Origin of the sequence: Nocardia sp. NPDC101769, assembly GCF_044766925.1 — a bacterium.
Lineage (GTDB): Bacteria > Actinomycetota > Actinomycetes > Mycobacteriales > Mycobacteriaceae > Nocardia.
The window spans coordinates 186,658-198,280 of record NZ_JBIWMX010000016.1 but is presented as its reverse complement, the minus strand read 5'-3'; the positions used below and the strand labels follow the sequence as shown (position 1 = coordinate 198,280).

General features: G+C 65.7%; 8 protein-coding genes and 2 pseudogenes. 7 read left to right on the top strand and 3 right to left on the bottom strand.

The genetic code is table 11. The features are described from left to right. Positions 1-652: 652 nt before the first annotated feature. The 3 genes from ACIRRA_RS24985 to ACIRRA_RS24975 form a co-directional block, all read right to left on the bottom strand. Positions 653-991, bottom strand: coding sequence for a cytochrome P450 (locus ACIRRA_RS24985; RefSeq protein ID WP_402772483.1), 339 nt, complete (start codon positions 989-991; stop codon positions 653-655). Between the two features lie 288 nt (positions 992-1,279). Next, the gene (locus tag ACIRRA_RS24980) at positions 1,280-3,148 is read right to left on the bottom strand and encodes an acyl-CoA synthetase (RefSeq protein ID WP_402772457.1); all 1,869 of its coding nucleotides are present in this window, start codon (positions 3,146-3,148) and stop codon (positions 1,280-1,282) included. After that, positions 3,145-4,011 carry a fumarylacetoacetate hydrolase family protein gene (locus tag ACIRRA_RS24975; RefSeq protein ID WP_402772454.1) on the bottom strand — a complete coding sequence of 289 codons (867 nt, stop codon included), beginning with the start codon at positions 4,009-4,011 and terminating at the stop codon, positions 3,145-3,147. Before ACIRRA_RS24975 ends, ACIRRA_RS24980 begins: the two co-directional genes overlap by 4 nt. A 105-nt stretch (positions 4,012-4,116) precedes the next feature. Here ACIRRA_RS24975 and ACIRRA_RS24970 point away from each other — a divergent pair, with 105 nt between their 5' ends. From ACIRRA_RS24970 to ACIRRA_RS24940, 7 genes and pseudogenes are all read left to right on the top strand, one after another. Next, positions 4,117-4,683: a TetR/AcrR family transcriptional regulator gene (locus ACIRRA_RS24970; RefSeq protein WP_402772451.1), complete on the top strand. Its 567-nt coding sequence runs from the start codon at positions 4,117-4,119 to the stop codon at positions 4,681-4,683. Between the two features lie 89 nt (positions 4,684-4,772). Further along, positions 4,773-5,288, top strand: coding sequence for a VOC family protein (locus tag ACIRRA_RS24965; protein ID WP_402772448.1), 516 nt, complete (start codon positions 4,773-4,775; stop codon positions 5,286-5,288). Next, positions 5,285-6,967, top strand: a complete 1,683-nt coding sequence (locus ACIRRA_RS24960; protein ID WP_402772446.1) for an FAD-dependent monooxygenase — start codon at positions 5,285-5,287, stop codon at positions 6,965-6,967. The genes ACIRRA_RS24965 and ACIRRA_RS24960 overlap by 4 nt, the downstream gene beginning before the upstream one ends. Continuing rightward, positions 6,964-10,470 (top strand): indolepyruvate ferredoxin oxidoreductase family protein, encoded by a 3,507-nt coding sequence (locus ACIRRA_RS24955; RefSeq protein ID WP_402772443.1) that lies wholly within the window; start codon positions 6,964-6,966, stop codon positions 10,468-10,470. Before ACIRRA_RS24960 ends, ACIRRA_RS24955 begins: the two co-directional genes overlap by 4 nt. Positions 10,471-10,694: 224 nt before the next feature. Continuing rightward, positions 10,695-11,171 (top strand): annotated as a pseudogene (locus tag ACIRRA_RS24950) (FAD-dependent oxidoreductase); the annotation flags it as partial. Next, positions 11,146-11,388 carry a hypothetical protein gene (locus tag ACIRRA_RS24945; protein WP_402772440.1) on the top strand — a complete coding sequence of 81 codons (243 nt, stop codon included), beginning with the start codon at positions 11,146-11,148 and terminating at the stop codon, positions 11,386-11,388. The pseudogene ACIRRA_RS24950 and the gene ACIRRA_RS24945, both read left to right, overlap by 26 nt. Before the next feature lie 110 nt (positions 11,389-11,498). Then, positions 11,499-11,570: pseudogene (locus ACIRRA_RS24940) on the top strand (hypothetical protein); the annotation flags it as partial. Positions 11,571-11,623: the final 53 nt, after the last annotated feature.

The following is an 11,623-nucleotide window of genomic DNA, read 5'->3' as shown; positions in this document are numbered from 1 at the left end:
GTTCGGGCGCGCGAAACCAGACCTTCTCCGAAAGCGAATCCTGTTGAGTGACTGAGCAGCTCGGCCAACCGCATCACGAAATTTGTGCCAGATCCATTTTTCACGTGCTGCCGACACCGATGTCGTCTCGGCTGGTGATGCTACGAGGTGAGGGCGCGCTCGGGTGGGTTTGGCTAGGCGGTTGCCGGGTTGGCGCGACACGGTTTCAAAGGTGTTGACGGCGTCAGTAGCGAGGCGTTATCGTTTCGGCCGTCAACTGCAGCGAGATCCCCTGAAATCGCTGTTACCACTGGTTTTGACTTCGCTTGATCGATGTGAGCAGGGCCTCCACGCCCCGGAGGCAGGGGTTCGAGTCCCCTTAGCTCCACCCATCAATGCAGGTCGGGCCCGGCATTTTGCCGGGCCCGACCTGTTTGTATTGCGCCGACCCCGCGCTTACCCCACGGTTTCGATTCAATTTCTCTTTGAGTCGTGGAGTCGGGCGGTGTGGCCGACCTCCGGGTCGTCCCTTTCTGCCACGATCGCAGCCCGCCGAGCTTCTCCGGCATTCCGAAAGTCCTTGAACCCGGGCAGGCGTATGCCGAAAGTCGTTCCATGTCAATCTGTTGCAGGCTATGCAGGTGAGAAGTGGTCCGGCGCAGCGGTTTCGAGCTCATCGTGAAAGCGACCCGACCGAGATGTCGCAGGTTCGATTCCCCGGCAGGACACAATGTGATGTCTCGAGACATCGGAAACTCCCCGAACCCTGTTCGGCCGCATCTCGGATGTTCTCCGCTGCTCCGGGGGTGTGCAGCACCTGATCGATCGTCCACGCGATGATGGTGGCTGTCGTGTCGTGTCCGGCGATCAGGAGCAGTCTGAGCTGGTCGCAGATGGCGTGGTTTTCGAAGCTGTCGTGCTCGGGTCGCAGTCCGAGCAGGATGTTCAGGATGTCGAGAACGTCGTCTCGCCGCGTTCCGCCGGCATCTCGTTCGCGGATCTCCTCCAGCACGATCTGGTCCACCGCCCGGTTGCGTGCCTCGATGCGCGCCGACCAGCGATTTTCATGGGGAACGCTGACGATCGAAGCGGGATTCAGCTATCCGAATCGACCGTGATCCTCCTTGCAGGGTACGTGCAGCTCGTCGGGCGGGTGTTGGCTTCCGGGTGACCGTGCCGCCGGATCGGTGGGCAGGAGGTGATCGGGTGCGTAGCGGGCACCGGACCAACGGCGCGTTGCGCCGTCGCAGTCGACCAGGTCCGGGCCGCCGAGCCGAGTATCGAAACGGGCTGCGCAAACCTAATTCTGATCGACGATGTAGGAGAACGAGTAGGCGTCGAGCCGTCCGGCCAACACGCTGATCCGTTCGCCGGACCCACTGTTCTCCAACTGAATTCGTGCATGAGCGCGGCCGTTCACCGTTGATACGACGCTGTCTCCGCACAGCCCGGCGTCGCGTATTTCCCGCGATACCACCCGACGTACCGCGTCGTGGATCAGCGGCACCTTGTGCACCTTGCCGACGGCGGTGAGCGGTATCGCCGCGATGAGGTGCAGGAACTTCGGGGCAGCCGCCGGTTCGGGCGCGTGCGAGGCGGCCCATGCCAACAGGTCCGCCGACTGGGCCGTCGCACCGGAGCGCAGGACGACGTAGGCCGCAGGCACCTCGCCGGAATGGCTGTCCGGTCGCGGAACCACCGCGGCGGCAACGATATCCGGATGCGCGAGCAGCGATTCCTCGACCAGCAGTGGGTCTATATTGTGCCCGCCGCGGATGATGACATCCCGGGCTCGCCCGGCCAACGTGACAAATCCCCCGGCATCGACTCGGCCCAGGTCTCCGGTGATCAACCAGTCGTCCACCACGATTCCGGCCGGGTCGGGCTGCGCTCCCGCGGATCCGGCTCGGAGATATCCGCGAAAGACGCTGGGGCCTTGGATGGCGAGCACCCCGGCCTCGTCAGGTGCGCAGTCGCCGGTGGGCCGACCGTCTTCGTCGACCCGCACCGCCTTGATCCGCTGATACGGCAGTCGCAGACCTAGTGCACCGGGCCTGCTGCCGGTCACCGGCGCGAGCACGCTGACACAGGTGGCCTCGGTGAGGCCGTAGCCTTCGAGCATGGGCACCCCGGTGGCGGATTCGAAGTCCGTCCGGACTCGGCTGGGAAGTGGTGCGGCACCGACGATTCCTGCCCGCAAACTCGAGATGTCGACCCCGTCCGGCACTGCCGGAAGGGCGGCGTACACAGTTGGAACCGCCGAAAAGGTAGTGATCCGATACCGTTCCACAATCCGCCAGAAGTCAGCCATCGCCGCCCTGTCCCGATAGCCCAGCGGCCCTAGTGATACCACGGGTCGCCCGGAATGGAACGGCGCGAGAGCGGTCACATGCACCGCGTTGACATGGAACATCGGCAGTCCGGCGAGCACCACCGACTCTCCGGCGAAGACAGCGTGCTGTGCGAGTGCCCAAGCGAGGTACACCTGGTTCGCATGTGTGTGGGCCGCGACCTTGGGGGTGCCGGTGGTGCCACCGGTGTGGAAGTACGCGGCCACATCCGCAGGCCCGGGTCTCCGGTCGAAAGTGAGCTCCGCCGGCTCGGCGGCGGCCAGCTCGTCGAAGTCTCCGATCCATTGGGGCGGCGCGTCTTCGATCGCACCGCCGACGGAGATCAACGCATGCAGTTCGGGCAGCGCCGCGGCCACCGCGCAGGCTTCGCGCCACATTTCGGCATCGAGATCCGCTGCCGGAGCGACGAGTACGCGCGCGTCGGTGAGCCGGAAGATATCGACGATGTGCTCGACGGCGAGCATCGGGTTGACCGGGTTGGCGATGCCGATCGCCTGTGCGCCGAACAGCGCGGCGTAGGTGGTCCCGGTATTGGGCAGCATGATGCCGACGACACCACCCGGGGCGAGCCCCAGCGCGGCGTACAGGTTCGCGGCCTGCCCGACCCGGCGCAAAAGCTCGCCATACGACCAGGTTTCGGGCTGATCCCATCCGCGCCCGCCCGGCAGCAAGTGCAGCGCGGGCTGGTCGTGCCAACGATCGGCGGTGCGCGTGAGCAGGTCGTGGGTGCTGCTGGGTAGATCCCGACCGGACAGCGGTACGGACTCGATCCGGGCGAGTTGATCGAGCGCGGTCGCTACCTCGGATGGCGCGTTCACGCGCGCACCACCCGATTGCCGAGCACGCCGATTCCTTCGACCTCCACCTCGACGAGGTCGCCCGCGCGCAGATAGCTTCCGGAGAACACTCCGGCGCCACGTGGAGTGCCCGTGCAGATTACGTCGCCAGGTTCGAGGGTCTGATAGCGGGACAGGTGTGCGATCAGTTCCGGGATGGAGTGGATGAAGCTGCTGGTCCGATCCTCTTGGCGCAGCGTCCCGTTCACTCGGGTCCGGATGGCGAGATCGGGTGTCTCGGTGAATTCGTCGGCGGTGACCAGGCAGGGGCCCAGCGGTTTGAAGGTGTCGAAACTCTTGGCGATGCCGATCGACGCGGTGGGGTCGCCGGTCATGGCCCGGCGTTGGATATCGCGTGCGGACACGTCGTTGACGACGGTCAGCCCGGCCACGTGACGCCAGGCTTGGTCGATGGTCACGCAGCTCGCGGGGGTGCCGATGACGACAGCGACCTCACCTTCGTAGTCGACCTGTTCCGCGGCGACGGCCGGCAGCAGGATCGGATCGGCGGGGCCGGTCACCGCCGAGCCCGCGGTGACTTGCAGGTTCGGCTCGCTGGGCAGTGTGATGCCGGGTTGCCCCAGTGCCGCGAACATTTCCAGCGCCTCTTCCGCATGGCTGCCGTAGTTCAAACCGACGATCAGCACCTTCCCGGGACGCGCCACCGGTGGTCGCAGTATCGCCTGGTCGATGGCCTGTTCGCGAAGGGTTCTCGCAGTGCGGGCGGCATCGAGTCCGGGACCGCGCACCAGTGCGCCTACATCCGCGTAGGGCAGGTCGAGAACCGCGAGCACGCCGGATCGGTCCTCTCGCGCGAGCCCGTCGTCGGTGGTGTAGAGACGCATGTCGGACCTCCTTGTGTTCACCGGCGGTGCACCGGCCCCTTCTCTTGATTAACAGTTAAGAGCACGTCTTGGTTCCCAGTCAAGAGCGGGCTCTAGAGTTGCCTCATGCCCAAGAATCGCCAGGAGATACCCAAAGCTGAACGTCAGGCCGAACTGGTCACGCAGGCTCGCGAACTCTTCGCAGCGGATGGCTATCGCGGCACCAGCGTGGCGGCGGTCGGCCGGGCAGCGGGTATCGCGGCTGCGGCGGTGCACTGGTATTTCCCTACCAAGGACGACCTCTTCGCCGCGGTGATCGATTCGATCTTCGACGAGGCGAGCGCGCAGGTAGCGGCCGATCCGGGCTTGGCCGGCGATCCGCGCGACGAGCTGGTCGCCATGCTGCTGCGGATGGAGCCCTACCGCGGATTGCATCGGGTCGCCTACGAACGTATGGCGGAGTCCGCGGCGCTTCACACGGTCTACGAACGGATGCAGGAATGGCTGGAAGGACGCCTGCTCGCGGCCATCTCGCGGCGGGCCGGCAACGATGCGGACCTCGCGTCCATCGTCGATCTGGCTCATGTGCTGTTCGAGGGGTTGCTGGTCAGTGTTCGCCGCCTGGACCGGCCCACCGGTGAGTTGGTTGATCTGCTCATCACTTCGCTCGCGGCCACTGCGGAGGCCAACTGATCGACGCCTCTTGACTTTCATTCATGAGCGAGCCTAGCTTCTCTTGTATCGCATTCAAGAGAAGTTCCGGCTCAAAGGAGAGTCCGCTCATGGCATCACCCGCAAAACTCGCGCACGTCGTCCTGCGTACCGGTCGGCTACCCGAAATGGTCGACTGGTACTTGCGGGTTCTCGAGGGCCGCCTGGCATTCGGCAACGACATGCTGGCCTTCGTGACCTATGACGAGGAGCACCATCGCGTCGCGTTCCTCGCCACCGGCGCATCCCAGCGCCCCACCGACGCTCATTCGGGTCTGCATCACGTGGCCTTCGCCTACGACTCGCTCGCCGAGCTGCTCGGCACCTACCAGCGGCTGAAGAGTGCCGGTGTGCAACCCTTCTGGACGATCAACCACGGCCCGACCACCTCGATGTATTACGAGGACCCGGAGGGCAACCACATCGAATTGCAGATCGACAATTTCGCCAGCGACGCGGAGTTGACGGACTTCTTCGAATCCGGTGCGTTCGCCGCCAACCCCATCGGGGTCGAATTCGACGCGGACGAACTCGTCGCCCGTTTCGAAGCGGGCGAGCCGTTCGCCGAGCTGGTGCGGCGGCCGTGAGCGCGGCCGAACGAACCCCGGTGCTCATCGCCGGCGCGGGCCCGGTTGGTCTCGCGACAGCGTATGTGCTTGGACAACACGGTATTTCGAGCATCGTGTGTGAGCGATTCGGTGGGGTCAATCCGCATCCGCGCGCCCACGTGGTCAATACGCGCTCGATGGAGCTATTGCGCGCGTGGGGTATCGCAGACTCGGTCACGAGCGACGCGGTCGCGCCGGAGTGGATGCTGAATATCGTCTGGAAGCAGACGCTGGCGGACCGTGCGCTCGGCCGGATCAACCTTGCCGACCTCGATCGGGAACGAATCCTGCGGCGCGCCAATGCCTCTCCAGAGATGATTACGTCGTGTGCGCAGGACCGCGTCCAACAACGTCTGCTCGACGCACTCGGGGCGCAGGGCATGGCCACTGTCCGATTCGATACCCGTGTCGTCCGCGTCACCGATATCGGGGAACGAGTCGATGTCGTCGTCGAATCAGGCGGTGCCCGAGAAGCTTTGAGCGCCCACTACGTCGTCGCGGCGGATGGGGCAGCGGGCACCCTCCGCGCCGACCTCGGCATCGACATGGCGGGACTGCCCGAACTGGGGCAGCAGGTGAACATCTACTTCCACGCGGATCTGTCGCCCTGGACCGAACCCGATCCGGCCCTGTTGATCTGGATGATCAACGCCGAGTCGCCGGGTGTGCTCATCGGAATGGACGGCAAGCACCGATGGACGCTGAACCGGCCGTTCGACCCGGCTCGGGAGTCATTGTCCGACTACACCCCGCAGCGCTGTATCGACCTGGTACGCATCGCCGTCGGCAGCCCCGATCTAGCCGTCGACATCCGATCGGTGGGCACGTGGTCGATGGCGGCGCGCACGGCGGGAAGCTATCGCAAGGGCCGGGTACTGCTCGCGGGCGACAGCGCACACCAGTTCCCGCCGACGGGAGGTCTCGGCATGAATACCGGACTTGCCGACGCCGACAATCTGGGGTGGAAGCTCGCCGCCGTACTCGACGGCTGGGCGCCGGAATCCCTGCTGGACAGCTACGAAGCCGATCGTCGTACCGTCGCGCTGCGCAACAGCGAGCGCAGTGTCGGCAATGCCTTGAAGATGGTCGATGCCGGAATCGGGCCGCTGACCGTCGATATCGCACAGCGTCTCGACAGCGCTGATCCCGCGATCGCCGGGCTGGAGCGGGACCGGCTCGCCGCCGCAATCCCCAGGCACCGAGAGCATTTCGATGATCTGGACCAGGAACTCGGTTACGTCTACGGTCCGGTCGAGGCATCCGCCGATCCGATAACCACCGCGGTTGTCGGCGGCCGGTTGCCGCATGCGTGGACCCGCCACGAAGGCGTCACGGTGTCCACCCTCGATCTGCTCGGGCCATGGTTCACCGTGATCGCCGGTCCGAACGGATCTAGCTGGGCGACAGCACTTTCCGAGGCGATCGGCGAGATCCCATGCCGGGCCTTCGTGATCGGGCACGATGTCGACCTCGATGCCGGTCGGCTGGGCATCGGGGCAGCCGGAGCGATCCTGATCCGCCCGGACGGTCACATCGCCTGGTTCACCGATCGCCACTCCGATACAGCGGCAGCCGACCTTGCCGCCGCACTCCGAACAGCTTGCGGGTTCACGAATCCGTTTCCTGACGCTCCCACCTTGGAAGAAGTCATTCCGTGACGAATCAGATTGTGCGGGCCGCCCTTTCGGACCGATACACCCGGAGGTCCGGTGCCGTGCACCTCACCGGTATCCAGGCGCTCGCGCGGCTGCCGCTGGAATTGCGGCGCGCCGACCTGCGTGCCGGACGGCGTACCGCGGCCTTCATCTCCGGCTATGAAGGCTCACCCCTCGCCGGGTACGACACCGAACTCGCTCGCAATGCCGCCCTGCTGGACGAGCACGACATCGTCTTCCGGCCAGGAGTCAATGAAGAGCTGGCGGCGACCGCGGTGCAGGGCACGCAATTGGCGGCAACCCAGGACGACAAGCGCGTCGACGGTGTCATCGCGCTCTGGTACGGAAAGTCGCCGGGCCTGGATCGCGCCTCCGACGCCATCCGGCACGCGAACCTGATGGGCACGCATCCAGAAGGCGGCGTGTTGGCGCTCGTCGGCGACGATCCGGCCGCAAAGTCCTCCACCGTGCCCGGCGCATCCGAGGGGCTGCTGGCCGATCTGGGTCTGCCGATCCTCTATCCGTCGGATCCGCAGGAGGCCTTGGACTTCGGGCTGCACGGCGTGGCGATGTCGCGAGCGTGCGGGCTGTGGGTGGCGCTGAAAATCGCGACCAACGTTGCGGACGGATCGGGGACGGTGGATCTGGACCCCGACCGAGTCCAGCCCGTCCTGCCCGATCAGACCGTCGATGGCGTCGCCTACCGGCACGAGGTGACCGCGCAGGTGCTGCAGCCGACGCTCGGTGTGCTCGAACGCAGCCGCGAGGGCGCACGGCTCGAGATCGCGCGGCGCTATGCCGTGGCGAATGATCTCAATCGAATCACCCACAGCGGTGTCGGTGATCGGCTGGGGATCGTCGCGGCGGGCAAGACCTATCTCGATGTGTGCCAAGCCTTACGCATGCTCGGGCTCGACGAGGCCGAGCTGGCGCGCGGCGGCGTACGGCTGCTGCGACTCGGGATGATCCATCCGCTCGAGCCGTCGGTCGTGCGGCGATTCGCCGAGGGACTGGACGAGATCCTCGTGATCGAGGAGAAGCGGCCGTTCATCGAAATCGCGGTCAAGGATCTGCTCTACGGAGGCTCCGGCGCGCCCGCTGTCTTCGGTAAACGACTGCCCGGCGGCGCGGTATTCGTGCCCTCCGACGGCGAACTCGACCCGGACATCATCGCGGCGAAACTCGCCGCCCGGCTGTCGATCATCGGCGGGTTTCCCTCGGTGGACCGATGGCGCGCGAGTCAGCGCGGCACCGGAATCATCCCGCGCGCACTGCCACTCGTCACCAGGACGCCGTACTTCTGTTCGGGCTGCCCGCACAATATCTCGACCAAGACGCCGGACGGAGCGACGGTCGGTGCGGGCATCGGCTGCCACGGCATGGTGTCGCTGATGAGCCCCGACCAGGTGGGCACCGTCACCGGCCTCACCCAAATGGGTGGCGAGGGCACACAATGGATCGGCATGGCCCCGTTTCTCGAACGCACACATCTGCTTCAGAACCTCGGCGATGGCACCTTTCACCATTCGGGCAGCCTCGCCATTCGTGCGTCGATCGCGGCGGGCAGCCACATCACCTACAAACTGCTGTACAACTCCGCGGTGGCGATGACCGGTGGTCAACAGGCCGTCGGAGTCATGCCGGTGTCCGCGGTCTGTTCGGCAATGCTGGCCGAAGGCGTCGTGCGGATCATCGTAACGACCGACGAGGTGCAGAGGTATCGAAAAGTCGTGCTGCCCAGGGGCGTTCAGGTCTGGCACCGTGATCGCCTGATCGAAGCTCAGGAAACCCTGTCCCGCACAGCCGGTGTCACATTGCTCATTCACGATCAGGAATGCGCCACCGAGCTGCGACGTAAACGCAAACGCGGACTCGCGCCCACGCCGGCCGAGCGCATCGTGATCAATGAACGAGTCTGCGAGGGCTGTGGGGATTGCGGGCAAAAGTCGAACTGCCTGTCCGTGCAACCGTTCGACACCGAATTCGGCCGCAAGACCCGTATCGACCAGTCGTCCTGCAATATCGACCGCTCCTGCCTAGCCGGGGACTGCCCGTCTTTCCTTTCCGTCGTGCCATCCGGGGCACGCCGTCGCCCGGCGGGCCCTGCTATCGACCTGGATAACCTTCCCGCCCCGTCCGGAACCCTTCACGGCACCCACACCACTCGCATCACCGGCGTCGGCGGGTCCGGCGTGGTGACACTGGCGCAGCTGCTCAGTACGGCGGCCACGCTGTCGGGGTTGCGCGTGCGGGCGCTGGATCAGACCGGACTCGCGCAGAAGGGCGGAGCGGTCGTCTCCGACATCACGCTCTCGCGAGACCCGATCGAACAGGGCAGCAAGGCCATTGCCGGTGGGTGCGACCTCTATCTCGGATGCGATCTGCTGGTCGCCGCCGACCCCCGCTATCTCGCCGCCGCCGATCCCACCCGAACGGTCGCGGTGATCTCCACCAGCGAAGTCCCGACCGGACAAATGGTCACCGACCCGACCGTTGCTTTCCCCGCCGCCGGCCCGATTCGGGACCAGGTAGAGGCGAACACCACCGAGTCCTTCTTCCTCGACGCACGCAGTGCCGCGAATGCCTTGCTCGGCGCGGATCAGTTCGCCAATCTGCTGCTCGCGGGCGCAGCCGTGCAGACGGGTGCCTTGCCGCTGAAGCCTGCGGATATCGAAGCAGCCATCGTCCTCAATGGTGTTCAGGTCGAGGCGAATACATCGGCGTTCCGATTCGGCCGCCTGTCGGTCGCCGACCCGGTCGCCTTCGCGGCGGCCGTGGCCGAGACCGGCGGACCGGCCGAAACGCCTCACCCACTGTCGAATGCGGCGGCGGAGCTCATCGCGACCATCTCCACCGAGCCCGCATCGGAACTCCATCGCCTGCTCAGTATCCGGGTTCCCGATCTGATCTCATATCAGAACCTCTCCTACGCAAAGCAATACAGCACCTTCATCGCACAGGTAATGTGCGCCGAAACCGAAAAGCTCCCCGGCTCGACCGCACTCACCGAGTCCGTGGCGCGAAACTTGTACAAGCTCATGGCCTACAAAGACGAGTACGAGGTCGCTCGCCTCTCACTCGACCCCACGGTCCGCACCGCCATCGAAGCGGAATTCGGTCGCGGCGCCCGCATCTACTACCGCCTGCATCCCCCAGTGTTACGGGCCCTGGGCATGAAGAACAAGCTGGAACTCGGCCCTTGGTTCCGCCCCGTATATCGAGCCTTGGTCGCCCTGCGTCGAGTCCGTGGTACCCGGCTGGACCCCTTCGGCGCCGCCGTAATACGCAGAACCGAGCGCGCATTGATCACCGAGTATCGCGCCACCGTCATGGAGCTCCTCGACTCGTTGCGCGCCGACACCCACCCCCTCGCAATCGAAATCACCGAACTACCGGACATGATCCGCGGCTATGAGAGCATCAAAACCGCCAATATTGCGAGCTATCGCGCGAAATCCGCCGAACTCCTGCCCCGCTACCGCTTCGTCGCGAACAGGGGGCAATGAGTAGAAGGCCACGCGGGAGTGCGAATCCGCCGCGGAACCCCGCCCAGCACCACGAACGCATGGCGTGTCCCTCGAAGAACGCCTCCTGCCCACCAGCGGTCGATACCAGATGAACCGCCTTGCCCGAATGGGACATTCGTGACGAAAGCGGGAACCAGGTCGCCGGCTCCCCGCGCCGAGACATGTTGAACTCACCGAGAGGCCGCCTTTCCGAAACGGGAAGGGTGCACCGCCGCGAGGAGTTCCGGGCCTCCCGCATCATGCTCGAGCGCGCAAAGGCGAACGAGAAGATCCACTTCCGGCTCGACGCGGAAGTCGTTGTGGTACACGGCAACTCGAGTGCGACCAGCCTCACGCTGCGCAACACCCGCACCGGCGAGACCTCCGAGCTGGCCGCGACCGGCCTGTTCGTGGCCATCGGTCACGACCCGCGCAGCGAGCTGGTCCGCGGCCAGGTGGCGCTCGACGACGAGGGGTACGTGCTGGTCGAAGGATCCGGCACCGCAACGGATGTCGCCGGTGTGTTCTCCGCCGGAGACTTGGTCGACCACACCTACCGCCAGGCGATCACCGCGGCCGGCACCGGCTGCCGCGCGGCCATCGACGCCGAGCGCTGGCTGCCCGCGATGCGGCGCCGGTACCGGCACACGGCTGTTCACCACCGGAGCAGGGTCGGTGGATCCCACCCCGATGCTCGGTGACATCAACACCGCCGGAGCGGCCCTGCGCTCGTGGGTGCTGAACTTGCACAAGGAACTCGAACCCGAGGGCATCCAGGCCGCGCACGTGGCCATCGGGGCGTGGATCGGTGACCGCGCTCCGGAAGGCACCCCGAGCGCCTCCGCGGACCAGATCTCCCCGCTGTACTGGGACCTGCACGTCCAGCGCGACCAGGTCGAGAAGATTTTCACCCCCTGACCTGGCACGACCCCGGGACGGTCCCGCCCGGATGAAGGAGTTGCCCTGTGAATGTCGGCTTGTGGATCGTGGCTGGGGTATCGGCCGTTTTGTTCGCAGTGGCCGGGGTGATGAAGTCCACCCAGCCCAAGGACAAGCTCGCCGAGAACCTGCCGTGGGTCGAAGGCGCCTCCACCGTCACGCTGCGCCTGATCGGCGCGGCCGAGCTACTCGGCACGCTCGGGCTGATACTGCC